The following is a 26,680-nucleotide window of genomic DNA, read 5'->3' as shown; positions in this document are numbered from 1 at the left end:
GATCCTGTCACGTCAGTGGGCGTGCCGTTCGATCAGCTCGTCGACCTCGTCCCCGGTCGCGGAATCCGCGATGAACGAACCACGTGCCGCGAGGACGCCGTACCGCCGCAGCCGTTCGGCCTGTTCGTGACTGTGGACGCCTTCCGCGCCGATGCGCAGTTTCAGCTCCTTGGCCCTGGCGACCAGCTGGCACAGATGGCGGACGTCGGCCTCGTCCTCGCCGTCGGCCAGCGCGTCGACGACCGCGCCGGACAGGATCACGTGGCGGACGGGCAGCCCGTGCCGCGGGATCAGCTCCAGATCGTCCGAACCGGAGATGGTCAGCACCAGCTGGGCACCCAGATCGGCCAGTACGGCGAACGAGTCGAGGACCTCACCGTGGGGATCGAGCACGGATTCGCGGTCCGTGCACAGCCGCAGCGCCTGGGCGGGCAGGTTGTGCCGGTCGAGCTGTTCCTTGACGAGCAGCACGAGATCGGGCTCGATGGCCAGCCGGTTCGGCAGCCGCACGCAGACGTCGGGGGCCGCGTCGCCGAACCTGCTCCGCCATCGCGCGGTGGCGGCGAGCGATTCGGCCAGTAGCCACCGGCCGAGCGGGATGGTCATCCCGGTGATCTGTGCCAGCGGATAGAACTCGTCGGAATCCAGTTCGCCCTTCTCCGGATGGCTCCAGCGCAGCCCGGCGTTGACGGCGGCCAGCTGGTCGGGATTCGCGAGCTTCACCGTCGGCTGGTAGATCAGCGAGAACTCGCCGTTCTCCAGCGCGCCCGCGATGACCGCGCCGAGCTGGTAGCGGCCACGGTCACGCGCGTCGAGTTCCGGGTCGAACAGCATCCACTGCGCCTTGCCCGCCTCCTTGGCGCGGTGCAGGGCGATCTCCGCGGCGCGAAGCAGGTCTTCGGGACCGCCTTCGGCGACCGGGCGGACGACGATGCCCGCGCTCGCGCTGACCCCGATCCCGTGCCCGCCGACGTAGATCGGCTCGACCAGTTCCTCCAAGGCCTGCTCGACCAGCGTGATCACCTCGGGCGGGGTGAAGTCGCCGCGCAACAGGACGGCGAACCCGTCGCCGGAGAGCCGGGCGACCGAACCGTCGTGCCTGCCGGTGAACACGGACGTGAGCTTCTTCGCCACCCCGCGCAGCACCTGATCGCCGACGCCGGCCCCGAGACCGTCGTTGATCACCTTGAAGCCGTCGACGTCGAGATAGACGAGCGCGACCTGATCGCCGACGGAGCCGGCCAGCGCGGTTTCGAGGGCGTTGCCGAACGCGGTGGCGTTGGGCAGGCCGGTCAGCGGGTCGTGCACGTTCTGGTGCAGCAGCCGTTCCTGGAGCAGGTGGATCTCGTTGGCGTCGGCGACCATCAGCACCGGATAGGTCGTACCGGGCCGGTCACCCGGGAGGTCGGTCAGGGTCACGTCGACCCAGAGCGTGCCTTCCTCGGTGTGGTCCATCAGCAGCCGTTCCTGCTGGGTCGGCTGGCCGAGCGTCATGAGCTGCGCGAGCCCGTTCCGCAGGCGGGCGACGTCGTGGTCGGCGGAGCCGAGATCGGGGATCTTCCGTCCGCGCAGCTCGGCGGGACGGCAGCCGAGAAGCGTGCCGAGCGCGGCGTTCGCCTCGACGATCGAGCCGTCGGAGTCGGCCAGCGCGATCCCGATGGGGGAGGCGGAGTAGAGCTTGGAGAAGCGCAGCAGCGCGGGCTGGTGATCGGGCTCGGCGCGGACGGCGTCCTGCGCGACGCCGAGCAGCAGCTGTTCGAGTTGCTCCTTGGGAAGCGATACTCCTTTAGTGTCAGCGAGCGTCTCGGCCCATCTCCGAGCGACGTCCACCAACCCTGGCGCGGAACCAGGTTCGGGCACACTTCACCTCTTCATGCGCGGTTGATGGCCAGCTCAGACCGGGTGTCCGAGCCCATGGGCCCACACTAGGTATGAGCCGACCGGGTGTAGTGCCACGGCATCATGCGCGATCCGGGGTGTCTACCGGCTGAAAGGGTGATCGCTGCTACACGAGTGGTGACCGGAAGTTACCAAGAGTACTCGATCGTGGTTGTCCGTTTGGTCCGGCTTCAGCGGGCGGCCAGCCGGATCGGCAGGCCGTCCGCGGGAACGGGCAGCGAGACGTAATCCCAGCGCGCGGTGTAGCCCTCCGGGACCGACCACCGGTACGCCCGCAGCATCTCGTGCAGCAGCGCCTTCACTTCGAACGTCCCGAAATGCAGCCCGATGCACTTGTGCGCCCCGCCGCCGAACGGCATCCACGCGTAACGATGCGACTTGTCCTCCCGGCGGTCCTCGCCGAACCGGTCCGGGTCGAACCGCATCGGGTCGGTCCAGTGTTCCGGCGAGAAATGGTTGACGGTCGGAGAGACCCCGACGAGTGTCCCTTCGGGAATGAAATGCCCCAGAACCTCGGTGTCCTTCACGGTCTTCCTGGTCAGGGAAGGAACCGGGGCCACCAGCCGCAGGGCCTCCTTGATCACCAGGTCCAGCGTCGTCAGCGTCTCCAGCGCCTCGATGTCCGGCACGTCGTCGCCGAGCGCGAGCGATTCCTGGCGCGCGCGTTCCTGCCATTCGGGGTTCTTGGCGAGGTGGTAGACGGCGGCGGCGCTGGTGATGGTCGACGTGTCGTGCGCGGCCATCATCAGGAAGATCATGTGGTTGACGACGTCGGAGTCGGTGAAGCGGTCGCCGTCTTCGGTGGTGGCGTGGCACAACGCGGTGAAGAGGTCGTCGCCGTCGCTCGCCCGTTTCGCGGGCAGGTTCGCCGAAAAGTAGCGTTCGAGGACCTTGCGGCCGTGCAATCCCGCGGCCCAGCGGCCGCCGGGAACGGGGAACCGGACGATGGCCGTGCCCGCGCGCACGGAGTTCACGAACGCGCGGTTGATCGCGGCCGCGTCGTCGCCGGAGCGCATGCCCATGAACACGCGCGTCGCGACGTCGAGCGTGAGCTGTTTGAGGGACCAGTAGATCCGCGGGTTCGGCCGGTCGGCCCACGCGGCGATGCCGTCGCGCAGGGCCGGTCCCATCTGGTCGACGTACCCGGTGAGCCGTTGCCGGGTGAACGCCGCCTGCATGATCCGGCGGTGCAGATGGTGCTCGCCGAAGTCGAGCAGCATGAGGCCGCGGTCGAAGAACTGCTCGATGAAGAACTTCCAGCCCTCCTGGGAGAAGGCCTTGTCCTTGTTCACCAGCGCGATCTGGGTGGCCTCCGGGCCGGTGAGCGCGACGATGCGGCGTCCGAACGCGCCCATCCACGACACCGGCCCGTAGGTCTCGTAGCGTTTGAGGCCGAACTCGATGCCGAAGCGCATGAAGTCCAGCGCGTGCCCGACGACCGGCGGGCCTTCGTCGCCGAGGACGGGTTTGAGGCCCGGCGGGGCGGGCGCGAGTTCGCGGACCGGCCAGGTCGCGCCGAGCCAGCGCTGGTCGACCGAGCGTGGCAGGGGGATCGAAGTGAGCGGCGGAACCCGCTCGCGCAGCGCCCCGGTGACCTTTTCGACGGCGTTCGCCATGGTGACCATCTCCCCGCTGAGATCGGTTACCGGTCCACCATCGCACCCTTGTTGACGTCCTGACAATACCTCGATGGAAGTTCCGTGAGGGCCTCCTTCACTACCTTGAAGGTAGGGAAGGAGGCCCTCACGGACCGGTCAGGCCAGCTCGGAGCGGACCACGCGGGCGGCCGCGACCAGGTTCCGCAGGGCCGGTTCGACCTCGGCGTAGCCGCGGGTCTTCAGGCCGCAGTCCGGGTTGACCCAGATCCGCTCGGCAGGCACGGCGCCGACCGCGGTCCTCAGCAGGTCGCTGACCTCGTCGACGCCGGGCACGCGCGGGGAGTGGATGTCGTAGACACCCGGCCCGACACCGCGGCCGTAGCCCGCCGCGCCGAGGTCGGTGACGACCTCCATCTTCGACCGCGCGGCCTCGATGCTGGTGACGTCGGCGTCGAGCGCGTCGATCGCCTTGACCACCTCACCGAACTCCGAATAGCACATATGCGTGTGGATCTGGGTGGCGTCGTCGATCCCGGAAGTCGCCAGCCGGAACGACGAAACCGCCCACGCGAAGTACGCCTCGTGCGCCGCCGCGTGCAGGGGGAGCAGCTCCCGCAGCGCCGGCTCGTCGACCTGGATGACGCGGATGCCCGCCTCCTGGAGGTCGTGCACCTCGTCGCGGATGGCCAGCGCCACCTGACGGGCGGTCTCGCCCAGCGGCTGATCGTCGCGGACGAAGGACCACGCCAGGATCGTCACCGGCCCGGTCAGCATGCCCTTGACGGGTTTGCCGGTGAGGCCTTGCGCGTAGCGGGCCCACTCGACCGTCATCGGCTCCGGGCGGGAGACGTCGCCGTACAGGATCGGCGGCCGGACGCAGCGCGAACCGTAGGACTGCACCCAGCCGAAGTCGGTGGCCGCGAACCCGGCCAGCCGTTCGGCGAAGTACTGCACCATGTCGTTGCGCTCGGGCTCGCCGTGCACCAGCACGTCGAGGCCGAGGTCTTCCTGCAGCCGGACGACGCGCTCGATCTCCGCCTTCATCGCGGCTTCGTAGCCCGCGTCGTCGAGCGAACCCGCCTTGTGCGCGGCCCGCGCTTTGCGGACCTCGGTGGTCTGCGGGAACGAGCCGATCGTGGTGCTCGGCAACGGCGGCAGCTTCAGCGCGGCCTGCTGCGCCGCCGCGCGCTCGGCGTAGGGGGAGCGGACGGTGTCCTCCGGCCGCAACGCCTCCAGCCGGGCGCGTACTCCGGAGTCGGCCAGGTCGGCCGCCGTCGCGCGATCCGCGGCCGCGGCGCGGGCGGCCGAGAGGTCGACTCCTTCTTCCTTCAAGGCGCGCCCGAGAAGGACGACCTCGTCGACCTTCTGCCTGGCGAAAGCGAGCCAGCCCTTCAGGCGCGGGTGGAGCCCGTCCTCCCGCTCGACGTCGTAGGGCACGTGCAGCAGCGAGCAGGACGTCGACACGCTGACCGACTTCGCGGTGCCCAGCAGCATCGCCGCGCGGCTGAGCGCGCGGGTCGGGTCGGTGCGCCAGACGTTGCGCCCGTCCACGACACCGGCCAGGACCTCCTTGTCCCGCAAGGCGGGTTCGGCGGCGACCGCGTCCACAAAGGACCCATCGGTGACGAGGTCGACCGCGATGGCGTCGATCGGGGAGCGGGCGAGCACGCCGAGGGCGCGCCCGAGCCCGCCGAAGTACCCGGCGACCAGGATCTTCGGCCGCGCGGTCTCCTTCGCGAGGCGGTGATAGGCGCGGATGAGCGCGTTGAGCTCCCGCTCCGTGCGGTCCGCGGCGAAGGCGGGCTCGTCGAGCTGGACCCACTCGACGCCTTCGTCGTGCAGGCGGCGGAGCAGTTCGACGTAGCCGTCGAGAAGGTTGTCGAGCAGCTCCAGCGGGCGGAAACCCTCCGGTGCGTCTTCAGCCGGCTTCGCGAGCAGCAGGTACGTCACCGGTCCGACCAGAACCGGCCGCGTCTCGACGCCGATCGCGCGGGCTTCGCGGTACTCGTCGAGCGGCTTGGTGCCGGTGAGCGAGAACGTCGTGCCCGGGCCGAGTTCGGGGACGATGTAGTGGTAGTTCGTGTCGAACCACTTCGTCATCTCCATCGCCGGCGCGTCCTGCACTCCGCGCGCGGCGGCGAAGTAGGTGTCGAGCGGCGAGAGACCAAGCGTGGTGAAGCGCTCCGGCAGCGCCCCGAACAGCTCGGTGGTGTCGAGCACCTGGTCGTAATGGGAGAACGTGTTGGAGGGGACGGAATCGAGCCCCGCGTCCTTGAGTTCCCGCCAGGCGCGGGTGCGCAGCGCGCGGCCGGTGCCGAGTAGCTCGGCTTCGTCGATCTTGCGCGCCCAATAGCGTTCGAGTGAACGCTTGAGTTCCCTGTCCGGTCCGATCCGGGGGTGGCCCAGCACCGTCGTGCCGATTTCGGTCACAGCTCTCTCCTCGCGAGCTTGTCGTCGGAGCCCGGAGCGCGCGCAGGAGTGACCGCCGTTCGGTCGTGCCCATCCCACGAGGCCCGGACTCACGCACGCCGTCGGCGCGCGTACCACGGGCAGGTCTTCGGACTCGTGGGCGACTCGCTCGCTCCTACCGGCCGTCGCTTCCCGGGGCGCCATGTCCCAGTGCTTTACCGTGTCTCGCACGGTGACGGCTTTCGTTCCCACATACCGCTGCGGGGCAGTCCCGGATTCGCACCGGGTTCCCTGTTACCTCGCCCGGCCTGGACGGCCGGGCGAACCAGTAGCACTTCGGAGCGTACTCAGGGACGCAACGGCGCCGCCGGACATGTGACGAACCGGACGACACGCGTGATCAGACGGACGACACGCGTGATTGAACGGCGAACTCGCGTGATTGAGGGCGCAACTCGTGGAGTTGTCCCCGGATGGCGGACACGGGGTTTTCACGCGGTTTGGTGGTGGCTGTAGCTGGTTCGGGTTTCGTGGGGTGTTCGGTGGCCGACTGTCGAATGTAGACGGTCGTGGTTGTAGTAGTGGAGGTAGCGGTATAGGTCGTGTCGTGCCTGGTCACGGGTGCGCCAGATGGTGGTGCCGATCTCGGTTTTGAGGGTGGCGAAGAACGACTCGGCGACGGCGTTGTCGTAGCAGGATCCGGCCCGTCCGATCGAGGACCGGATCCTGTGCTCGGTGAGCGCGGCGCGGAATCGGCCGGAGGTGTACTGGACGCCGCGGTCGGAGTGGAACACCGCGTCGGGGCGGATCAAGCCGCGTGCGGTGGCCAGGGCGATCGCGTCGCAGACCAGGTCTGTGCGCAGGTGATCGCCCATCGCGTGCCCGACGACCTCACGGTTGTGCAGATCGATCACCGTGGCCAGGTAAAGCCAGCCCTGGAACGTGGGCAGATAGGTGATGTCCCCGACGAACCGCTGACCAGGGCGCTCGGCAGTGAAATCACGGCGGATCAGATCCTGGACCACCGCGACCGGCGACGGATCGGCCTTGGTGAGCGACCGGCGTTTGCGGCGGGTGCTCCCGACCAGGCCCTGCTCACGCATCAACCGCTCCACCCGCTTGTGGTTCACCACCCGCCCGCGCCGGCGCAGCTCCGCGGTGATCCGGGGCCGCCCATAGGCACCCCGGTGCTGCGCGTGGATCGACGCGATCACCACCACCAGCTCCCGCTCCTGTTCCGCCGCGGCCTCACGGGCCGCCCCGGCCGCGGCCCACTCGTGGAAACCCTGCCGGCGCAGACCCAGGACCTGACACAACCGCTTCACACCGAACTCGGCGCGATGCTCGGAGATGAACCGGTAGCGGTAGATCATCGATCCATCTCTTTGGCAAAATAAGCGGCCGCTCGACGCAGGATCTCCTTCTCTTTCTGCAGCTCAGCGACCTGCTTCCGCAACCGCTGCACCTCATCGACGACCGCGCGATCCTCCACCGGCCCGACTTCCACGGCCTGTTTGGCGGCATTCACCCACGACCGCAAGGTCTCGTGATTGACACCCAGCTCACGAGCGATCTGACGCAACGGGCGACCACTCGTGTTCACCAGCTCGATCGCGTCACGACGGAACTGCTCCGGATACTTCGACCTGCGAGACACCAGGACATCCTCCCTCCAGACCTGTGTCTGGAATCAAGGTGTCCGCTCCCAGGGGGCAACTCCACTCGCGTGTCTGGAAACGGAACACGCCGGGCGGAAGCCGCCCGGCGTGTTCCGTGCTCGATCACGTGAGTTACGCGCTCAGGCACGCGAGTTACGTGTCTGAGCACGCGAGTTACGCGTTCGGGGTCAGTCCCAGTCGAGGGCGCCGCCCGACTGGTACTCGATGACGCGGGTCTCGAAGAAGTTCTTCTCCTTCTTGAGGTCCATCGCCTCCGACATCCACGGGAACGGGTTCTCGGTCTCGCCGAAGATCGGCGCGAGACCGATCTGCTGGGCCCGCCGGTCGGTGATGAAGTGCATGTACTGCTCGATCAGCTCGGCCGAGAGCCCGAGCATGCCGCGCGGCATCGTGTCGCGGGCGTAGGCGACCTCGAGTTCGCACGCCTCGGTGAGCATGGTGCGGACCTCGGCCTGGAACTCCTCGGTCCACAGGTGCGGGTTCTCGATCTTGATCTGGTTGATGCAGTCGATGCCGAAGTTCAGGTGGATCGACTCGTCGCGCAGGATGTACTGGTACTGCTCGGCGATGCCGACCATCTTGTTCCGGCGGCCGAGCGACAGGATCTGCGCGAAGCCGGTGTAGAACCACATGCCCTCGAAGATCACGTAGAACGCGACGAGGTCACGCAGGAAGGCCTGGTCGGCTTCCGGCGTCCCGGTCTCGAAGTCCGGGTTCTCCAGGTTCTGCGTGTACTTCAGCGCCCACGCGTCCTTGTCCGAGATCGACGGGACCTCGCGGTACATGTTGAACAGCTCGCCCTCGACCAGGCCGAGGCTCTCGCAGATGTACTGGAAGGTGTGCGTGTGCACGGCCTCCTCGAACGCCTGGCGCAGCAGGTACTGGCGGCATTCGGGTTGGTGATCTGCCGGTACACCGCGAGCACGATGTTGTTGGCCACCAGCGATTCCGCGGTGGCGAAGAAGCCGAGGTTGCGCTTGAGCATGGTGCGCTCGTCCTCGGTGAGGCCGTCGGGCGACTTCCACAGCGCGATGTCGGCCTGCATGGCGACCTCGGTCGGCATCCAGTGGTTGTTGCAGCCGGCGAGGTACTTCTCCCACGCCCAGGTGTACTTCATCGGCAGCAGCTGGTTGACGTCGGCGCGGGCGTTGATCATCCGCTTGTCGTCGACGTTGATGCGGGCGGCGCCGACTTCGATCTCACCGAGCCCGGTGGCGTCGGTGGAGGCGTCAAAGGTGGTCATGAAAGCTCACTTCACGAGTCGGGGGTCGTGAGTGGTAAGGACGGTTCTAACCGTCCTTACCACTCACGAGGATGTTTACTGGCAGGCTTCGCAGTCGGGGTCGTCGATCCGGCAGGCGGCGCCGTCGGTGGCGACGAAGTCGACGTCCGAGACCTTCGGCATCTCCTTCGGCTCCGGGGCGGTCACCGGGACGGCCGGAACAGCGGCGGCAGGCGACGGCGACACCGCGGCGGAAGCCGACGGGGCGGGCGAAGCGGCGGGAGCCGGAGCGGCGGCGGCGGGCTTCGGCGAAGCGGGTGCGGCGGGGGCCGGGGTGGCCGAGACCGCGTTCAGCTTGCCGTCGGTGCCGCGCAGGGTGCTCTTCTCCACGTGCGTCGCGGACCGCGCCCGCAGGTAGTACGTGGTCTTGAGGCCCTTGTGCCAGGCGTAGCGGTACAGCTCGTCGAGCTTGCGGCCGCTGGGCGCCGCGATGTACAGGTTCAGCGACTGCGCCTGGTCGATCCACTTCTGGCGCCGCGAACCGGCGTCCACCAGCCACTTGGACTCGATCTCGAACGCGGTCGCGTACAGCGCCTTCAAGTCGTCCGGCACGCGGTCGATCTGGCCGAGGCTGCCGTCGAAGTACTTCAGGTCCGACACCATGACCTCGTCCCACAGCCCGCGCTCCTTGAGTGAGCGGACCAGGTGCGGGTTCACCACGGTGAAGTCACCGGACATGTTCGACTTGACGAACAGGTTCTGGAACAGCGGCTCGATCGACTGCCCGACCCCGCAGATGTTGGAGATCGTCGCGGTCGGCGCGATCGCCATCACGTTGGAGTTGCGCATGCCGACGGTCTTGACCCGCTCGCGCAGCGGCGCCCAGTCCAAAGTGGACGAAGTGTCGACGTCGAGCGCGTCGCCCTGGCGGGCGTCGATCAGGAGCTGCATCGAGTCGATCGGCAGGATTCCCTTGCTCCACAAGGAACCCTCGAACGTCTGGTACTGGCCGCGCTCCTCCGCGAGGTCGGTCGATGCCGAGATCGCGTAGTAGCTGATGTGCTCCATGCTGGTGTCCGCGAACTGGACGGCCTCATCCGAGGACAGCGGGACACCGATCTCGAACAGCGCGTCCTGGAAGCCCATCAGGCCCAGCCCGATCGGGCGGTGACGCAGGTTGGAGCGGCGCGCCTCCGGGATCGTGTAGAAGTTGATGTCGATCACGTTGTCGAGCATGCGAACGGCCGTGCGCACGGTCTTCTCGAGGCGCTTCGTGTCGAGGCCCTCGGGGGTGACGTGCTTGAGCAGGTTCACCGAGCCCAGGTTGCAGACCGCGACCTCGTCGGTGGTGGTGTTCAGGGTGATCTCGGTGCACAGGTTGGACGAGTGCACGACACCCACGTGCTGCTGCGGCGAACGCAGGTTGCACGGGTCCTTGAAGGTGATCCACGGGTGGCCGGTCTCGAACAGCATGGTCAGCATGCGGCGCCACAGGTCGACCGCGCGGACCTTGCGGAACACCTTCAGCTCGCCACGCTCGGCGGCGGCCTCGTACTCGCGGTAGCGCTCGGCGAACGCGTTGCCGTAGAGGTCGTGCAGGTCCGGGGTCTCGTTCGGCGAGAACAGCGTCCACTGCGCGTCGGCCTCGACGCGGCGCAGGAACTCGTCCGGCACCCAGTTCGCGGTGTTCATGTCGTGCGTGCGGCGACGGTCGTCACCGGTGTTCTTGCGCAGGTCGAGGAATTCCTCGATGTCCACGTGCCAGGTCTCGAGGTACGCGCAGGCCGCGCCCTTGCGCTTGCCGCCCTGGTTCACCGCGACCGCGGTGTCGTTGGCGATCTTGAGGAACGGCACGACACCCTGCGACTGGCCGTTGGTGCCCTTGATGTGCGCGCCGAGACCGCGGACCGGGGTCCAGTCGTTGCCGAGACCGCCCGAGTACTTCGCCAGCAGCGCGTTGTTCTTGTACGCCTGGAAGATCGAGTCCAGGTCGTCGTCCACGGTGGTCAGGAAGCAGGACGACAGCTGCGGACGCGTGGTGCCCGAGTTGAACAGCGTCGGGGTGGACGCCATGAAGTGGAACGTCGAGAGCAGCTCGTAGAACTCGATGGCACGAGCCTCACGGTCGTCCTCGCGGATCGCCAGGCCCATCGCGACGCGCATGAAGAACGCCTGCGGCAGCTCGAAGCGGACGCCGTCGTGGTGCTGGAAGTACCGGTCGTACAGGGTCTGCAGGCCGAGGAAGCCGAAGTCGAGGTCGCGCTCGGCGTGGATGGCCGCGGTGATCTTGTCCAGGTCGAAGGTCTGCAGCTCGGGGTTGACCAGCTCCAGCTCGATGGCGCGCTTGAGGTAGTCCCGGAAGTACTGCGGGTACCGGGTGGTCATCTCGTCCTGGCTGGCCTGCTGCGGAACGCCCGCGAGGTAGCTGAGCGCTTCGCCGCGGAGCTTGTCCGCGAGCAGCCGGGCGCTGACGTAGGAGTAGTTCGGCTCCTGCTCGACGAGCACGCGCGCGGCCATGATCTGGGCGAGGGCGAGTTCGTCGGCGCTGATGCCGTCGTAGACGTTGCGCTTGGTCTCGGCCAGCACCGGCTCGGCCGAAACGTCTTCGAGACCGGCGACGGCTTCCCCGACCACGTGCGAGACCCGGGCCCAGTCGAGCGGGCGGAGCGAGCCGTCGGCGGCCTTGACGCTGATGGCGACGTCGGACGAGGCCGGCTTCTCGGCCTCGCGGGCCTTCGCGCGCTCCTCGCGGTACAGGACGTACGCGCGGGCGACCTTGTGGTGCTCGCCGCGCATCAGCGCGAGCTCGACGATGTCCTGGATCTGCTCGATGTGCAGCGCGGTCTCGGGACCGGCGTGGCGGAGCAGGGTGGTCTCGATCTGCTCGGTCAGTTCCTTGACCAGGTGGTGGATCCGCGACGAGGCGGCCGCGTCACCGCCCTCGACGGCGAGGAAGGCCTTGGTCACGGCGACCGAGATCTTGTTCGCGTCGAAGGGGGACACGCTGCCGTCCCGCCGGATGACTCGCACGGTCGCGGGCGTGGTGTCCGAGGACGAGGGCGGCCGCTGACCGGTTTCCACTGACATGCATGTCTCCAAAAGGGCGCGTTGAAGCACCACAAGGCCTCACAAGGCCGTGCGCTGCACGTTCACAAAGCTGTCCGACCACCGCTCCCGAGCGGTCTCCCCGTCGCTGGGCGGTGCCGGTTCCCAGAGACTACATGTAGGGGTCGGAGGCTGCACGTGCCCCAATGGGTGGCGTGTCGTGGGCTCACCCTGGCGGGTTAGACGATCACGCTGAGCGGCTGGTCAGCCGCCGAAGACGATCTTGAAATCGCGCAGGCAGGCGTTCAGCGCGGGCCGCTGACCGGCGAGGAAGCCGAACGGTCCGGACTCGTTGATCCGCCAGTCCGCGGCCGCCGGACAAGGCCTGGCCGTCGCCCGGACGGGGCTCCTTTTGAGACGGCCGTCCAGCATTTGGACGACGTCGAAGGCGGCGGGCATCCGCAGCGGGAGGCTCGGGCGGGGAGTGAAGGCGGCCGTCGCGATCCAGTCTTCGTGGGTGGCCGCCGAGGCGGTGAAGGTCCGCCCGTGGGCGAAGTCGAGCGCGGCGAGATCCTTGGGGATACCCCACAGCGCCCGTCCGCCGGCGAGCGAGACCTCGCTGTCGACCCAGATGTCGGTGATGGAGCTGGAGAGGCGTTCGCCGCGGACCGCGACCGTCGCCAGCAGCTCGTGGTACTGGAGCTGTCCGGGTTCCTGGTAGTCGATCCAGGCGGTGAACACCTGGGCGCGGCCGCCCAGCGTGATCGGCTCGACGCCGCCGGGCAGCCCGGGCAGTTCGCTCACCGGTACACGCCAGATCGACAGGTACGCCTGGCCTGCCAGGTTCCAGGGCTCCGGGGGATAGGCGGTCACGAGTTCCGCCACGGCAGGTAGTCGGGCTGGTCGGTGTCGACACGCATCGAGAACTCCGGTGGTCGTTTCTGCAGGAAGGACACGACCCCTTCGACCGCGTCCGGGCTGGAGCCCAGGCCGCCGATCAGCCGGGAGTCCAGCTCGTGCACGGGGAACGGCGATTCCGCGCTCGCCATCCGGTACAGCAGCTGGCGGGTCACGGCGACCGAGACCGGCGACGTGGTCGCGGCGATCTCGTGAGCCAGTTCGCGGGCTTTGCCGAGTACTTCCCCGGGCTCGTGGACACTGTGGACCAGTCCGGCGGTTTTCGCCTCTTCGGCGCCGAAGACGCGGCCGCTGATCATCCAGTCGAGTGCCGTGCCCATCCCGACGAGCCGGGGGAGGAACCACGCGGACGCGCCTTCGGGGTAGATCCCGCGGCGGACGAACACGAAGCCGAACCGGGAGTCCGTGGACGCGAGGCGGTAGTCGCACGACAGCGTGATCGTGACGCCGCCGCCGACGGCCGCGCCCCGCAGGGCCGCGATCACCGGCTTGTTCATCGTGAAGATCCGTTTCGAGCAGCGTCCGGCCGGCTCCTGCCACGCCGCGTCCGGCCCGGTCTCCGGATCGAAGTCGAAACCGCCCTGGGTGAGGTCGGCGCCCACCGAGAAGTCCTTGCCGTTGCCGGTCAGGATCACCACGCGGACGTCCTCGTCGCGGTCGGCGCGGTCCATCGCGTCGCCGAGCTCGTCGGCCATGCGGATGGTGTAGCCGTTGCGGGCCTCGGGCCGGTTGAGCGTGACCGTCGCGATGCGGTCTTCGACCTCGTAGGTGATTTCGGCGTACGCGCTCATGACGTGAAAAGTAAGCCAGTGTTGACAAAGTGTCAACAAGGCTCATTCGACGTCGTCCAGATGGTCGGCGTAGTACTCGACCGCTCGCCGGTACCGCTGGACACCGTCGTCCGCGCTGGTCGCCGCGAGCACCTTCAACAGGGTTCCCGCCGCCTCGCGCGCTTCGCCGACGTTGTAGAGCGCCATCGCGAGGAACGTCCTCAGCGCGGGATCGTCCGGGAATTCGCCGAGACCGCGCCGCAAGGTCTCGAGCGACTCGTCGTACCGGCCGAGGACGCGATAGGTGCTGCCGAGCCCGACGAACACCCCGTGCCTGTCCTCTGTGGACAGACCTTCGCCCGCGAGCGCCTGTTCGTAGAACGGGGCCGCTTCGGCTTCCAGCCCGGCTGAATCGTGCGCCCACGCGGTTTGGTAGGCGATCACGGCGTCCCGCGGATTCTTCTCGGCCAGCTCGATCAGCCGCAGGCGTGCCTCGTCGGTGCCCTGCTGCCGCAGCCGGATCGCCTCGTTCACGCGGCGGTGCCGTCGAACGGCGGGTAGGTCTCGGCGCCGACCCGCTCGGCCACGACGATGTACCCCGCCAGCGCGTCACGCGACCGGGTCAGCTTGGCCAGCTGCTCGTCCAGGCGGCCGAGCCGCTCGCGCATCGCGGCCAGCAGCTCGGGGCAGCCGATCAGCTCGGGCTCCTCGCCGATCGCGCAGGGGAGCAGGTACGCGATGTCCTCGGACGACAGGCCGGCGGCGAGCAGATGGCGGATCTGCTTCACCCGCAGCAAAGCCGTCTCGTCGTACTCGCGGTAACCGTTCGAACCACGGCTCGCCTCCAAGAGGCCTTGTGCTTCGTAGTAGCGCAACTGGTGGGCGTTGACGCCCGTCCGGTGACTCAGTTCACCGATCTTCATCGCTTTCCCCACTTGACCTTCATACCGGTATCAACGTTGACGATCGTGCCATGACAGACAACGCGAACACCCCGATTTCGGTCGTCGGCCTCGGCCTGATGGGCACCGCGCTCGCCCGCGCGTTCCTGAAGGCGGGACATCCCACGACCGTGTGGAACCGGACGGCCGCCAAGGCGGACTCCCTGGTCGCCGAAGGCGCGCGGCTCGCGCCGACGATCGGCGACGCGCTCGGCCCGGACGGCGTGACGATCCTGTGCCTCACCGACTATTCCGCCGCGCGCGAACTGCTCGGCGACGCCGGGATCGAGGGCACGACACTGGTCAACCTCACCTCGGGCGACTCCGCGCAGGCACGGGAAACCGCCGCCTGGGCCGAAAAGCGGGGCGCCCGCTACCTGGACGGCGCGATCATGGCCATCCCGTCGGTGATCGGGACCGACGAGGCGGTGATCCTGCTCAGCGGACCGCTCCCGGACTTCGACCTCGGCGCGCTCGGCACGATCAGCCATCTCGGCGAAGACCCCGGACTCGCGTCCCTGTACGACGTCGCCGGCCTGACGATGATGTGGAGCGTCCTGAACGCGTGGCTCCAGGGCACCGCGATGCTCAGGACGGCCGGTGTCGGCGCCGCGACGTACGCGCCCTTCGCGCGGCAGATCGCCGCCGGGGTGGCGGACTGGCTGCCCGGCTACGCGGAACAGATCGACAAGGGTGCCTTCCCCGCCGAAGTGGCGGCATTGGAGACCGACGCGCGGGCGATGGCGCATATGGTCGAGGAGAGCGAGGCGCTGGGCGTGAACGCCGAACTGCCGAAGCTGATCAAGGCGATGGCCGACCGCGCGATCGCCGCCGGGCACGGGGGCGAGCAGTACCCGGTGCTGATCCGGGAATTCGAGCGGGCGGGGGAGTAAGGCGGCGCCGTGTCTTGAGCGCCTCCCAGTCACGCGTGTCGTCTGTCTGATCACGTGAGCCGTCCGTTCGGTCCCGGTGGGGGTGGGAGCGGCAAAGGTGGCGTGCCGCGAAAGCCACTTTCGAGACGTCTGGTGTCCCGAAAGTGGCTTTCGCGACACGAGCGCCGGCGAGGTCGCGAGCGAACTGGCCACCCCTCCGGGAGCTTCACGTGACTGGGCGGACGGCAGGCGTGATCAGACGGACGACACGCGTGACTAGGCGGACGGCGCGGCTGTGACGCGGGTGTCGCCATCCTCTCCGGCTGACCGATGGGTGGCTTCCGCCGTTAAAACAATCAGGCGTGCTTGATTTTTCCGGCGCCGGGTGTCAGCCTGAGGAGGACGCGAGGAGGCGGGTATGGCTGACCTGGGCGTGATCCTTGGGGATCTCGCGGCGGAATCGCAGGCCATCGACGACGTGGTGGCGGATCTGCCCGCGTCGGACTGGGCACGGCAGACCCCGGCCGAAGGCTGGACGATCGCCCATCAGATCGCCCATCTGGCCTGGACGGACAGGAAGGCGCTGATCGCGGCGCGCGGATCCGAGGCCGAGTGGCAGGCCGAGATCGAAGGGCTGCTCGCGACGGGCGAGTCCTACGTCGACGACGGTGCCGCCGAGGGCGCGAAGACGCCGCCCCGTGAGTTGCTGGAGGAGTGGCGCGCCGGTCGCGCGGAGCTCGCCGAAGCGCTCGCCGCGGTGCCCGACGGGCAGAAGATCCCTTGGTACGGCCCGCCGATGAGCGCCGCGTCCATGGTGACGGCGCGCCTCATGGAGACGTGGGCGCACGGCCAGGACATCTTCGACACGCTCGGCGTCGCGCGGGAGAACACGGCCCGGCTCTGGCATATCGCCCGGTTCGGCACCCGCACCCGCGACTTCGCCTACAAGCTCAACTCGCTGTCCCCGCCCGCCGGGGAGTTCCGTGTGGAGCTGATCGCGCCCGACGGCACCACCTGGGCGTTCGGGCCCGAGGACGCGACGCAGCGGCTCACCGGGAGCGCGGTCGACTTCTGCCTCGTCATCACCCAGCGGCGTCACCCCGCCGACACCGACCTGGTGGCCACGGGCAAGGACGTCGAGGAATGGCTCGGGATCGCCCAGGCGTTCGCCGGGCCGCCCGGGGCAGGGCGACGGCCGGGGCAGTTCGCATGACCGCCGCCCCGATCCGCATCGGCAACGCGTCCGGGTTCTACGGCGACCGGTTCTCCGCGGTCCACGAGATGCTCACCGGCGGCCCGCTCGACGTGCTGACCGGCGACTACCTGGCCGAGCTGACCATGCTCATCCTCGGCCGGGACCGGATGAAGGACCCGAACCGCGGGTACGCCAAGACCTTCCTGCGCCAGATGGAGCAGAATCTCGCGCTGGCCAAGGAAAAGGGCGTCAAGATCGTCGCGAACGCCGGCGGGCTCAACCCAGCCGGTCTCGCGGACGCGCTCCGCGAACTGGCCGCGAAGCTCGGTGTCGACGTCGCGATCGCGCACGTCGAGGGCGACGATCTCGTCCAGCGCGCGGAAGAGCTCGGCTTCGGCAAGACCTTGACCGCGAACGCCTACCTCGGCGCGTGGGGGATCGCGGAATGCCTGAACGCGGGCGCCGACATCGTGGTGACCGGCCGCGTCACCGACGCTTCGGTGATCGTCGGCCCCGCCGCCGCGCACTTCGGCTGGGCGCGCGACGACTACGACGCGCTGGCGGGCGCCGTCGCGGCCGGGCATGTGATCGAATGCGGGACGCAGGCTACCGGCGGCAACTACGCCTTCTTCGCCGAGCACGAGATCGGCGTCCCGGGGTTCCCGATCGCCGAGATCGCCGCCGACGGCTCCAGCGTGATCACCAAACACCCCGGAACGGGCGGCGTGGTGAACGCCGGAACCGTGACGGCGCAACTGCTCTACGAGATCACCGGCGCCCGGTACGCCGGTCCGGACGTCACGGCGCGGTTCGACACCCTGACCCTCACCGAGGACGGCCCGGACCGCGTCCGGATCAGCGGCGTCACGGGCGAGCCGCCGCCTCCGACGCTCAAGGTCTGCCTGAACGGGCTCGGCGGTTTCCGCAACGAGACGACGTTCGTCCTCACCGGGCTCGACATCGAGGCGAAAGCCGCGCTGGTCAAGGAACAACTCGAAGGCGCGCTCAAGGCCCGCCCGCCCGCCGACGTCCAGTGGACCCTGGCCCGCACCGACCGGCCCGACGCCGAAACCGAGCAGCAGGCGAGCGCGCTGCTGCACGTCGCGGTGAAGGACCCCGATCCCGAGGTCGCCGGGCGCGCGTTCAGCGGCGCGGCGATCGAGCTCGCGCTGGCGAGTTATCCCGGGTTCCACGTCACCGCGCCACCCGCGGCCGCCTCGCCCTACGGCGTGTACCGGCCCGCGTTCGTCGACGCGCACGAGGTCCCGCACGTCGTCGTCCTGCCGGACGGAACGCGCCGCGACATCGCGCCCGCCGCCGAAACCCTGCCACTGTCCGAAGTGGACAACGAGCAGCTGCCCGCCCCGTTCACCCAGGCCGAGGTCCGCCGTGTGCCGCTGGGCAAGGTCGTCGGCGCCCGCAGCGGTGACAAGGGCGGCAACGCGAACGTCGGCGTCTGGGCGCGTTCCGACGAGGCGTGGCGCTGGCTCGCGCACCGGCTCACCGTCACCGAGTTCAAGCTGCTGCTCCCGGAGACCGCGGATCTCGAGGTCCGGCGGCATCTGCTGCCGAACCTCCGGGCGGTCAACTTCGTCGTCGAAGGCATCCTCGGCGAGGGCGTCGCGTCGCAGGCGCGGTTCGACCCGCAGGCGAAGGCGCTCGGGAATGGCTGCGCTCCCGCGAGATCGACATCCCGGAGGCCCTCCTGTGACCGACCCCTTCGCCACGCCGGAACGCGCCGAACTGCGCAAGACCGTGCGGCGGTTCGCCGAAACCGAGATCCTGCCGCACCTCGACGACTGGGAGCGCGAGGGCGAGTTGCCCCGCGATTTGCACCGCAAGGCCGGGGAACTCGGGCTGCTCGGCGTCGGCTTCCCCGAAGAGGTCGGAGGCGGGGGCGGCGACTATCTCGACGCGGTGGTCATCGCCGAGGAACTGCACTACGCGGGCGGTTCCGGTGGTCTGTTCGCCTCGCTGTTCACCTGCGGCATCGCCGTCCCGCATATCGCGGCGGCCGGGGATCCGGTGCAGATCGAACGCTGGGTCCGGCCGACGCTGGAAGGTGCCAAGATCGGCTCGCTCGCGGTCACCGAACCCGACGGCGGCTCCGACGTCGCCGGGATCCGCACGACGGCGGTGCGCGAGGGCGACGAGTACGTCATCAACGGCGCCAAGACCTTCATCACCTCGGGCTGCCGCGCCGACTTCGTGACCACCGTGGTCCGCACCGGTGAAGCGGGCGCCCACGGGATCTCGCTCATCGTGGTCGAACGCGGCACACCGGGCTTCACCGTCTCCCGCAAGCTGGAGAAGATGGGCTGGCTCTGCTCGGACACCGCCGAGCTGTCCTATGTGGACGTCCGGGTGCCCGCGGAGAACCTGATCGGCGCCGAGAACAGCGGGTTCGCGCAGGTCGCCACGCAGTTCGTCACCGAGCGGGTCTCGCTGGCCGTGCAGGGTTACGCGCACGCCCAGCGGGCACTCGACCTGACCTTGGACTGGTGCCGCCTGCGCGAGACCTTCGGCCGCCCGCTGATCTCCCGTCAGCTGGTGCAGCACAAGCTCACCGAGATGGCCCGCAGGATCGACGTCGCCCGCACCTACACCCGGCAGGTCGCCCAGCGGCACGTCGCGGGCGAAGAGGTCATCGCCGAAGCCTGTTTCGCGAAGAACACCGCCGTCGAGACCGCCGAATGGGTGGTCAACGAGGCCGTGCAGCTGCATGGCGGACTCGGCTACATGCGGGAGTCCGAAGTGGAGCGTCACTACCGTGACGTGCGCATCCTCGGTATCGGCGGCGGGACGAACGAGATCCTCACCGGCTTGGCCGCGAAGCGATTGGGATACACCGCATGAGCACGATCAGGTCTACTGTGGACACGCGGAGCGAGGAGTTCGCCACCAACCGCGAGTCCATGCTCGGCAAACTCGCCGAGATCGACGGCGAGCACGCGAAGGCGATCGCGGGCGGCGGCGAGAAGTACGTCGCCCGCCACCGCAAACGCGGCAAACTGCTGGCCCGCGAGCGGATCGAGCTCCTCCTCGACGAGGACTCGCCGTTCCTGGAGCTGTCGCCGCTGGCGGCCTGGGGTTCGGACTACCAGGTCGGCGCCAGCGTGATCACCGGCATCGGCGTCGTCGAAGGCGTCGAGTGCATGATCTCGGCGAGCGACCCGACGGTCAAAGGCGGGGCGAGCAATCCGTGGACGGCCAAGAAGAGCTACCGCGCGGCGGACATCGCCGCGCAGAACCGGCTGCCGGTGATCAACCTCGTCGAGTCCGGCGGGGCGGATCTGCCGACGCAGAAGGAGATCTTCATTCCCGGCGGCCGGATCTTCCGTGACATCACGCGTTCGTCGGCGGCGAAGGTGCCCACGATCGCGCTGGTGTTCGGCAACTCGACCGCGGGCGGCGCGTACCTGCCCGGCATGTCGGACTACGTCGTGATGGTCAAGGAACGCGCGAAGGTGTTCCTCGGCGGACCTCCGCTGGTCAAGATGGCCACCGGCGAGGAGTCCGACGACGAATCGCTCGGCGGCGCCGAGATGCACGCCCGCACGTCGGGGCTCGCGGACTACCTCGCGGCGGACGAAGAGGACGCGATCCGGCTCGGCCGCAGCATCGTCAAACGGCTCAACTGGACCAAACAGGGCCCGACGCCGAAGCCGGACTACGCGGAGCCGTTGTACTCCGCGGAAGACCTGCTCGGCATCGTGCCCACCGACCTCAAGGTGCCGTTCGACCCGCGCGAGGTGATCGCCAGGGTCGCCGACGGTTCGGACTTCGACGAGTTCAAACCCTTGTACGGCAGCAGCCTCGCCACCGGCTGGGCGAGTATCCACGGCTACCCGGTCGGCATCCTGGCCAACGCGCAGGGTGTGCTGTTCGGCGAGGAGTCGCAGAAGGCCGCGCAGTTCATCCAGCTGGCCAACCAGATCGACACGCCGCTGGTCTTCCTGCACAACACCACCGGCTACATGGTCGGCAAGGAGTACGAGCAGAGCGGCATCATCAAACACGGCGCGATGATGATCAACGCCGTGTCGAACTCGAAGGTGCCGCACCTGTCGGTGCTCATGGGCGCCTCCTACGGCGCCGGGCATTACGGCATGTGCGGCCGCGCCTACGATCCCCGGTTCCTCTTCGCCTGGCCTAGTGCGAAATCCGCGGTCATGGGGCCGCAGCAGCTGGCGGGCGTGCTGTCCATCGTGGCCCGTGCCGCCGCCGCGTCGCGCGGGCAGGAGTACAACGAGGAGCACGACGCCGCCATGCGCGCCATGGTGGAAGGCCAGATCGAGGCCGAGTCGATGCCGATGTTCCTCTCCGGGATGCTCTACGACGACGGGATCATCGATCCCCGCGACACCCGCACGGTGCTCGGGCTCAGCCTGTCCGTGATCCACAATGGACCAGTGAAGGGCGCCGAAGGCTTCGGCGTCTTCAGGATGTGAGCGGCATGATCCAGAAACTCTTGGTCGCCAACCGCGGCGAGATCGCCCGCCGCGTGTTCCGCACCTGCCGCGACGCCGGGATCGGCACCGTCGCGGTGTTCTCCGACGCGGACGCCGACGCGCCGCACACCGCCGAGGCGGACGTCGCCGTCCGGTTGCCGGGCAACGCGCCCGCCGACACGTACCTGCGGGCCGAACTGCTGATCAAGGCGGCCGTCGAGACCGGCGCCGACGCGATCCACCCCGGCTACGGGTTCCTGTCCGAGAACGCCGCCTTCGCCCGTGCCGTGCTCGACGCGGGACTCACCTGGGTCGGCCCGCCGCCGGAAGCCATCGAGAGCATGGGCTCTAAGGTCGAGTCCAAGCGGATGATGGCCGAAGCCGGAGTCCCGATCTTGTCCGAATTGGACCCCGCCGAGGTCACCGAAGCCGACCTTCCCTTGCTGGTCAAGGCTTCCGCCGGCGGTGGCGGACGCGGGATGCGGGTCGTGCGCACGCTCGGCGAACTCGCCGAGGCCGTCGAAGGCGCGAGCGCGGAGGCCGCGTCGGCGTTCGGCGACCCGACCGTGTTCTGCGAGCGGTACCTGGAGACCGGCCGTCACATCGAGGTCCAGGTGCTCGCCGACACCCACGGCACGGTGTGGGCGGTGGGGGAGCGCGAGTGCTCGATCCAGCGCCGCCACCAGAAGGTCGTCGAAGAGGCGCCGTCGCCGTTCGTCGACGAGGCCATGCGGGAGGCGCTGTTCGACGCCGCGCGCAAGGCCGCGCAGGCGATCGACTACGTCGGCGCCGGGACGGTCGAGTTCCTCGCCGGACCGGACGGGCGGTTCTACTTCCTGGAGATGAACACCCGGCTCCAGGTCGAACATCCGGTCACCGAAGCCACGACCGGGCTCGACCTCGTCTCGCTGCAGTTGCGGATCGCGGAGGGTGAGCACCTGCCGATCGACGAGCCGGAGACGACCGGCCACGCCATCGAGGTCCGGCTGTACGCCGAAGACCCCGCCGCGGGCTGGCAGCCGCAGAGCGGCACCTTGCACCGGTTCGAGCTTCCCGCGGCACAGCGGGAATTCGAGGTCGGCCCGGGTGTCCGGCTCGACTCGGGTTTCGTCAGCGGCCAGACCGTCGGCGTGCACTACGACCCGATGCTCGCCAAGGTCATCGCCTTTGCCCCGGATCGCCGGAGCGCGGCACGGGCACTGGCCGGGGCGTTGGCCGGTGCGGAGATCCACGGAGTGGTGACCAATCGCGACCTGCTGGTGAACGTGTTGCGCCATGAGGCTTTCCTCGCCGGGGAGACCGACACCGCGTTCTTCGACCGGCATGGTCTCGAAACCCTGGCGAAGCCACTGGCCACTGTGGACGCTGTACGGATTTCGGCGCTGGCCGTGGCTCTGGCCGGTGCGGCCACGAATCGCTCGGCCGCCCGGGTGCAGGGCAGGCTGCCGAGCGGCTGGCGCAACGTCCGTTCCCAAGGGCAGCGCAAACGTTTTCGTCACGGCGACGACGAGATCGAGGTCGGCTACAGCCTCGGCCGGGACGGCCTGCGCGCCGACGGTTTCGAAGGCGTCGAGCTGGTTTCCGCCGAGAGCGGCGGCGTCGTCCTGGAGGTCTCCGGGGTGCGGCGGAAGTTCGCCGTCGCCCGGTACGGCGACACGGTGTACGTCGATTCTCCGGACGGCGCCGTCGAACTGGACGTGGTGCCGCGGTACACCGATCCCGACGCGGCGCTCGCCGCCGGGTCGCTCGTGGCGCCGATGCCGGGCACGGTCGTCCGGCTCGCGGTCGAGGCGGGCGACACCGTCAAGACCGGCGACCCGTTGCTGTGGCTCGAAGCGATGAAGATGGAACACCGGATCGCGGCGCCCGCCGACGGCGTCGTGACCGAACTCCCGGTGGTGGTCGGACAGCAGGTCGAAGTGGGCACGATCCTCGCGGTGGTAGGAGACGACGAATGAACGCGATGAACTTCACCGAGCCCGAGGAGCGCGTCGCGCTGCGGGCCGCGGTCGCCGAACTCGGCAAGAAGTACGGGCACGAGTACTACGCCAAGCAGGCGCGTGCCGGGCTCAAGACCGAGGAACTGTGGGCCGAAGCCGGACGGCTGGGCTACCTCGGCGTGAACCTGCCCGAGGAGTACGGCGGCGGGGGAGCGGGGATCGCGGATCTCGCCGCGGTGCTCGAAGAACTCGCCGCGGCGGGCTCCCCGCTGCTGCTCATGGTCGTCTCGCCGGCGATCTGCGGCACGGTCATCTCGCGTTTCGGCACCGACGAGCAGAAGAAGCGCTGGCTGCCGGGGATCGCCGACGGTAGCAGGCGGATGGTCTTCGCGATCACCGAACCGGACGCCGGGTCGAACTCGCACAAGATCACCACGACCGCGAAACGCGACGGTGGCGATTGGGTCCTCAGTGGACGGAAGGTCTTCATCTCCGGTGTCGACGAGGCGGACGCCGTCCTGGTCGTCGGCCGCACCGAGGACGCCAAGACCGGCAAGCTCAAGCCCGCGCTGTTCATCGTCCCGACCGACGCGCCCGGCTTCGAGTACAAGCAGATCGAGATGGACCTGATCGCGCCGGAGAAGCAGTTCGGCCTGTTCCTCGACGACGTCCACCTGCCCGCCGACGCACTGGTCGGCGAGGAGGACGCGGCGATCGCGCAGCTGTTCGCCGGGCTCAACCCCGAACGCATCATGGGCGCGTCGTTCTCGCTCGGCATCGCGCGCTACGCGCTGGGCAAGGCGGTCGCCTACGCCAACGACCGCAAGGTGTGGGGCGCGCCGATCGGTACCCACCAGGGGCTCGCGCATCCGCTGGCCGAGATCAAGATCGAGCTGGAACTCGCCAAGCTCATGACGCAGAAGGCGGCGTCGCTCTACGACTCCGGTGACGACTTCGGCGCGGGCGAGTCGGCGAACATGGCGAAGTACGCCGCCGCCGAGGTCGCCATCCGCGCCGTCGACCAGGCCGTGCAGACCCACGGCGGCAACGGGCTCGCCAGCGAATACGGGCTGGGCACGCTGGTCGCGGCCGTCCGGCTCGGCCGGATCGCGCCGGTGAGCCGCGAGATGGTGCTCAACTTCGTCGGCCAGCACAGCCTCGGCCTGCCCCGCTCCTACTGACTCGTGAGTGGCAAGGACGGTTCTAACCGTCCTTGCCACTCACGAGCGTCCTACGGAAGGCGAGCTCCATGAGCACACTCCACGGCAAGACGATCATCATCTCCGGCGGCAGCCGCGGGATCGGCGAGGCCATCGCGGTGCGCGCCGCCCGCGACGGGGCGAACATCGCCCTCCTGGCGAAGACCGCCGAGCCGCATCCGAAGCTGCCGGGCACGCTCTACACCGCGGCCAAGGCGATCGAGGACGCCGGCGGGCAGGCGCTGCCGATCGTCGGCGACGTCCGGGACGACACGTCGGTCGAGGCCGCGATCGCGCGGACCGCGGAGCAGTTCGGCGGCATCGACATCGTGCTCAACAACGCGAGCGCGATCGACCTGACCCCGACCGAATCCGTCAGCATGAAGCGCTACGACCTGATGCAGGACATCAACGCGCGCGGATCCTTCCTGCTGTCGAAACTCGCCATCCCGTACCTGAAGCTCGCGGAGAACGCGCACATCCTGACACTGTCGCCGCCGATCAGCCTCGACGAGAAGTGGTTCCAGGCCGGGCATCTCGCGTACAGCATCGCGAAGTACTCGATGAGCCTGGTGACCGTCGGGCTCGCCGCGGAACTGCGGCAGTACGGGATCGCGGCGAACTCGTTGTGGCCGCGCACGACGATCGACACCGCGGCGATCCGCAACGTCGTCGGCGCGGAACTGGCGGCCAAATCGCGGACGCCGGAGATCATGGCGGACGCCGCGCACGCGATCCTCACCAAACCGAGCACCGAGGCGACGGGGAACTTCTACCTCGACGACGAGGTGCTGGCCGCCGAGGGCGTCACCGACTTCTCGAAGTACCGCGTCGGCGGGCGGGAGGAAGACCTGCAGCTCGACTTCTGGGTCGAGGGCCGCACCCCGTGATCCGCGAACCGCAGCAGGAGCGCAGCCGCACGACCCGGCGGCGGCTGGTCGAGGCCGCCGTCGAGACGATCGGGGAGCTGGGCTGGCACGGGACCACCGTCGCGGTCATCGCCGAACGCGCCGGGGTGTCGCGCGGCGCCGCCCAGCACCACTTCCCGACCAGGGAGGATCTGGTCGCGGCCGCGGTCGAGCACGTCGGTGAGATCCAGATAGTGGAACTGCGCGCCCGCGCGGCGGAACTGCCGTCGGGCCGGTCGCGGATCGAGCGGGCCGTCGACATGGTGCTCAACCTCTACAGCGGGCCGCTGTTCCGTGCCGCGCTCCATCTGTGGGTCGCGGCTTCGACCGATGACTCGCTGCGCGCGACGCTGGTGCCGCTGGAGGCCCGGGTCGGCCGGGAAGCCCACCGCGTCACCGTCGAGCTGCTCGGCGTCGACGAGTCCCACCAGGGCGTTCGCGAGCTGGTCCAGGCCACTCTCGATCTTGCCCGCGGCCTGGGCCTGGCGAACCTGCTGACCGACGACACGAAGCGGCGCAAGCAGATCGTCGCGCAGTGGGCGCGGGTCCTGGAACCGACCTTGGCGTCGGCGAAGATCTGACGGAACCGACATGGCACCGACAACGTCCGAGATCTTGTTAACACTGATGGAGCAGCGGCCGATAACACGGTGTGAGTGCTGCTGATTCAGGTGGCTGATCGAGAGAGGTCCAGTCCGGTGTCCGGTTCAGAGGTCGAACTGTCCCATCGCGCGATGGCGATGCTGCGAGCGGTCGCGGCGCGCCGCGCCCAGATGTCGTGCAGCTGCGAGCCGGATCTCTTCATCGACGGGTTCGCCTGCTGCGATCAGATGACCGCGCACGCGCTGGCCCACGGCGGGTACATCCGCCCCGCCGAGTCCACCGGACCCTCCGCGGTCACCGGCCGGGTGCCCGCCGAGCTGACCGAGGCGGGCGAAGCCGCGATCGCGGTCACCGCCGCCGCCTGACCTTTCGGCGCATCGTCTGTCCGCAGTGGACGACGACCGTTTACAACCACCTCCCGCGTTCCTAGGATCCACCCCGGGATGAGGCCGTCGCCGGGCGACGGACCGGGTTGGGAGGTGCCGATGGCACGCACGGCTCGCCGCGATACCGGTGAGGACGCCCTGAGCACGTTGATGCGGGAAGCCGGCGCGGCACCCCGTCGCCGGGGACCGCGCGGGCCGAAGCACCGGGCTCCGGAAACCGCTCCGGGCACCGGCCGGATCCGGCGGATTTCGGCGCTTTCGGCGGGCGGCGTGCTCGTCTGCGGGCTGCTGGCCGTCCTGCTCGTCCCGGCCGACCCGGCCGAGGTGGTCCCAGGCACCCCACTCCCGCCGCCGTCGCTGACCATCGCCCCGCAGGCGATCGACGTCCCGGCCGACGCGGTGTCCTCACCCGTCCCGTCCGGCCCTTCGGGCGGCGATGTCGCACCCCCGCCGCCGATGACCGCGTCGCTGCACGGCTCGGAGACGCCGTCCCCGACACCCACCCCGGAACCCGAAGAGCGGCCGGATCCGCGCGCCGGTCACCACGATTTCGACGAGTACTACGACTGGTATTACGGCGGCGGTCATCAAGGCGGTCGCTGGCCACAATGGGGCCGGTAGCGCCGATCGGGTGATCGACGGCGT

20 protein-coding genes, 2 pseudogenes and 1 riboswitch are annotated in these 26,680 nt (G+C 69.0%); of the genes and pseudogenes, 11 read left to right on the top strand and 11 right to left on the bottom strand.

Going from position 1 to position 26,680, the window contains the following annotated elements:
* Positions 1-12: 12 nt before the first annotated feature.
* The 11 genes and pseudogenes from MJQ72_RS02485 to MJQ72_RS02435 form a co-directional block, all read right to left on the bottom strand.
* Positions 13-1,860, bottom strand: a complete 1,848-nt coding sequence (locus MJQ72_RS02485; protein ID WP_240597365.1) for a bifunctional diguanylate cyclase/phosphodiesterase — start codon at positions 1,858-1,860, stop codon at positions 13-15.
* Positions 1,861-2,069: 209 nt separating this feature from the next.
* Complete coding sequence (locus MJQ72_RS02480) at positions 2,070-3,515, bottom strand: cytochrome P450 (protein ID WP_240597364.1); 1,446 nt, start codon at positions 3,513-3,515, stop codon at positions 2,070-2,072.
* A gap of 138 nt (positions 3,516-3,653) precedes the next feature.
* On the bottom strand, positions 3,654-5,927 hold the full coding sequence (gene metE / locus MJQ72_RS02475; protein ID WP_240597363.1) for a 5-methyltetrahydropteroyltriglutamate--homocysteine S-methyltransferase: 2,274 nt from the start codon (positions 5,925-5,927) through the stop codon (positions 3,654-3,656).
* 100 nt (positions 5,928-6,027) lie between these two features.
* Positions 6,028-6,251: riboswitch (cobalamin riboswitch) on the bottom strand.
* 146 nt (positions 6,252-6,397) lie between these two features.
* Positions 6,398-7,279: an IS3 family transposase gene (locus tag MJQ72_RS02470; RefSeq protein WP_240597362.1), complete on the bottom strand. Its 882-nt coding sequence runs from the start codon at positions 7,277-7,279 to the stop codon at positions 6,398-6,400.
* The gene (locus MJQ72_RS02465) at positions 7,276-7,563 is read right to left on the bottom strand and encodes a transposase (RefSeq protein WP_240597361.1); all 288 of its coding nucleotides are present in this window, start codon (positions 7,561-7,563) and stop codon (positions 7,276-7,278) included. The genes MJQ72_RS02470 and MJQ72_RS02465 overlap by 4 nt, the downstream gene beginning before the upstream one ends.
* A 189-nt stretch (positions 7,564-7,752) precedes the next feature.
* Positions 7,753-8,828 (bottom strand): annotated as a pseudogene (locus tag MJQ72_RS02460) (ribonucleotide-diphosphate reductase subunit beta).
* 75 nt (positions 8,829-8,903) lie between these two features.
* Positions 8,904-11,894: a ribonucleoside-diphosphate reductase subunit alpha gene (locus MJQ72_RS02455; protein ID WP_240597360.1), complete on the bottom strand. Its 2,991-nt coding sequence runs from the start codon at positions 11,892-11,894 to the stop codon at positions 8,904-8,906.
* 222 nt (positions 11,895-12,116) lie between these two features.
* Positions 12,117-12,725 (bottom strand): acetoacetate decarboxylase family protein, encoded by a 609-nt coding sequence (locus MJQ72_RS02450; protein WP_240601609.1) that lies wholly within the window; start codon positions 12,723-12,725, stop codon positions 12,117-12,119.
* Positions 12,722-13,561: an enoyl-CoA hydratase-related protein gene (locus MJQ72_RS02445; RefSeq protein ID WP_240597359.1), complete on the bottom strand. Its 840-nt coding sequence runs from the start codon at positions 13,559-13,561 to the stop codon at positions 12,722-12,724. The genes MJQ72_RS02450 and MJQ72_RS02445 overlap by 4 nt, the downstream gene beginning before the upstream one ends.
* Before the next feature lie 42 nt (positions 13,562-13,603).
* Positions 13,604-14,074 carry a tetratricopeptide repeat protein gene (locus MJQ72_RS02440; RefSeq protein WP_240597358.1) on the bottom strand — a complete coding sequence of 157 codons (471 nt, stop codon included), beginning with the start codon at positions 14,072-14,074 and terminating at the stop codon, positions 13,604-13,606.
* The gene (locus MJQ72_RS02435; protein WP_240597357.1) at positions 14,071-14,463 is read right to left on the bottom strand and encodes a MerR family transcriptional regulator; all 393 of its coding nucleotides are present in this window, start codon (positions 14,461-14,463) and stop codon (positions 14,071-14,073) included. Before MJQ72_RS02435 ends, MJQ72_RS02440 begins: the two co-directional genes overlap by 4 nt.
* A 50-nt stretch (positions 14,464-14,513) precedes the next feature.
* On the opposite strand from MJQ72_RS02435, the gene MJQ72_RS02430 reads away from it, so the two are divergent.
* From MJQ72_RS02430 to MJQ72_RS02380, 11 genes and pseudogenes are all read left to right on the top strand, one after another.
* Positions 14,514-15,374 (top strand): NAD(P)-dependent oxidoreductase, encoded by an 861-nt coding sequence (locus tag MJQ72_RS02430; protein ID WP_240597356.1) that lies wholly within the window; start codon positions 14,514-14,516, stop codon positions 15,372-15,374.
* Positions 15,375-15,771: 397 nt separating this feature from the next.
* Positions 15,772-16,566 carry a TIGR03084 family metal-binding protein gene (locus tag MJQ72_RS02425; protein WP_240597355.1) on the top strand — a complete coding sequence of 265 codons (795 nt, stop codon included), beginning with the start codon at positions 15,772-15,774 and terminating at the stop codon, positions 16,564-16,566.
* Positions 16,563-18,259, top strand: a pseudogene (locus MJQ72_RS02420) (acyclic terpene utilization AtuA family protein). Before MJQ72_RS02425 ends, MJQ72_RS02420 begins: the two are co-directional and overlap by 4 nt.
* Positions 18,256-19,404 carry an acyl-CoA dehydrogenase family protein gene (locus MJQ72_RS02415; RefSeq protein ID WP_240597354.1) on the top strand — a complete coding sequence of 383 codons (1,149 nt, stop codon included), beginning with the start codon at positions 18,256-18,258 and terminating at the stop codon, positions 19,402-19,404. Before MJQ72_RS02420 ends, MJQ72_RS02415 begins: the two are co-directional and overlap by 4 nt.
* Positions 19,401-20,999 carry an acyl-CoA carboxylase subunit beta gene (locus tag MJQ72_RS02410; protein ID WP_240597353.1) on the top strand — a complete coding sequence of 533 codons (1,599 nt, stop codon included), beginning with the start codon at positions 19,401-19,403 and terminating at the stop codon, positions 20,997-20,999. The genes MJQ72_RS02415 and MJQ72_RS02410 overlap by 4 nt, the downstream gene beginning before the upstream one ends.
* 5 nt (positions 21,000-21,004) lie before the next feature.
* Complete coding sequence (locus MJQ72_RS02405; RefSeq protein ID WP_240597352.1) at positions 21,005-22,957, top strand: biotin carboxylase N-terminal domain-containing protein; 1,953 nt, start codon at positions 21,005-21,007, stop codon at positions 22,955-22,957.
* Positions 22,954-24,120: an acyl-CoA dehydrogenase family protein gene (locus MJQ72_RS02400; RefSeq protein WP_240597351.1), complete on the top strand. Its 1,167-nt coding sequence runs from the start codon at positions 22,954-22,956 to the stop codon at positions 24,118-24,120. Before MJQ72_RS02405 ends, MJQ72_RS02400 begins: the two co-directional genes overlap by 4 nt.
* Before the next feature lie 68 nt (positions 24,121-24,188).
* Positions 24,189-25,028 (top strand): NAD(P)-dependent oxidoreductase, encoded by an 840-nt coding sequence (locus MJQ72_RS02395; protein WP_240597350.1) that lies wholly within the window; start codon positions 24,189-24,191, stop codon positions 25,026-25,028.
* Positions 25,025-25,627: a TetR/AcrR family transcriptional regulator gene (locus tag MJQ72_RS02390; protein ID WP_037344111.1), complete on the top strand. Its 603-nt coding sequence runs from the start codon at positions 25,025-25,027 to the stop codon at positions 25,625-25,627. The genes MJQ72_RS02395 and MJQ72_RS02390 overlap by 4 nt, the downstream gene beginning before the upstream one ends.
* Positions 25,628-25,744: 117 nt before the next feature.
* Positions 25,745-26,014 (top strand): hypothetical protein, encoded by a 270-nt coding sequence (locus MJQ72_RS02385; protein WP_240597349.1) that lies wholly within the window; start codon positions 25,745-25,747, stop codon positions 26,012-26,014.
* 120 nt (positions 26,015-26,134) lie between these two features.
* Positions 26,135-26,656 carry a hypothetical protein gene (locus tag MJQ72_RS02380; RefSeq protein ID WP_240597348.1) on the top strand — a complete coding sequence of 174 codons (522 nt, stop codon included), beginning with the start codon at positions 26,135-26,137 and terminating at the stop codon, positions 26,654-26,656.
* Positions 26,657-26,680: the final 24 nt, after the last annotated feature.

Origin of the sequence: Amycolatopsis sp. EV170708-02-1 (assembly GCF_022479115.1) — a bacterium.
Lineage (GTDB): Bacteria > Actinomycetota > Actinomycetes > Mycobacteriales > Pseudonocardiaceae > Amycolatopsis.
This window is presented reverse-complemented; position numbering and strand designations above follow the sequence as displayed.

Excerpts from the sequence above, each read along its gene's own strand:
- MJQ72_RS02380 (WP_240597348.1), top strand. The coding sequence starts at position 26,135 with ATGGCACGCACGGCTCGCCGCGATACCGGTGAGGACGCCCTGAGCACG.
- MJQ72_RS02435 (WP_240597357.1), bottom strand. The coding sequence starts at position 14,463 with ATGAAGATCGGTGAACTGAGTCACCGGACGGGCGTCAACGCCCACCAG.
- MJQ72_RS02405 (WP_240597352.1), top strand. The coding sequence starts at position 21,005 with ATGATCCAGAAACTCTTGGTCGCCAACCGCGGCGAGATCGCCCGCCGC.
- MJQ72_RS02480 (WP_240597364.1), bottom strand. The coding sequence starts at position 3,515 with ATGGCGAACGCCGTCGAAAAGGTCACCGGGGCGCTGCGCGAGCGGGTT.
- MJQ72_RS02470 (WP_240597362.1), bottom strand. The coding sequence starts at position 7,279 with ATGATCTACCGCTACCGGTTCATCTCCGAGCATCGCGCCGAGTTCGGT.
- MJQ72_RS02410 (WP_240597353.1), top strand. The coding sequence starts at position 19,401 with ATGAGCACGATCAGGTCTACTGTGGACACGCGGAGCGAGGAGTTCGCC.
- MJQ72_RS02455 (WP_240597360.1), bottom strand. The coding sequence starts at position 11,894 with ATGTCAGTGGAAACCGGTCAGCGGCCGCCCTCGTCCTCGGACACCACG.
- MJQ72_RS02430 (WP_240597356.1), top strand. The coding sequence starts at position 14,514 with ATGACAGACAACGCGAACACCCCGATTTCGGTCGTCGGCCTCGGCCTG.
- MJQ72_RS02425 (WP_240597355.1), top strand. The coding sequence starts at position 15,772 with ATGGCTGACCTGGGCGTGATCCTTGGGGATCTCGCGGCGGAATCGCAG.
- MJQ72_RS02445 (WP_240597359.1), bottom strand. The coding sequence starts at position 13,561 with ATGAGCGCGTACGCCGAAATCACCTACGAGGTCGAAGACCGCATCGCG.
- MJQ72_RS02400 (WP_240597351.1), top strand. The coding sequence starts at position 22,954 with ATGAACGCGATGAACTTCACCGAGCCCGAGGAGCGCGTCGCGCTGCGG.
- MJQ72_RS02395 (WP_240597350.1), top strand. The coding sequence starts at position 24,189 with ATGAGCACACTCCACGGCAAGACGATCATCATCTCCGGCGGCAGCCGC.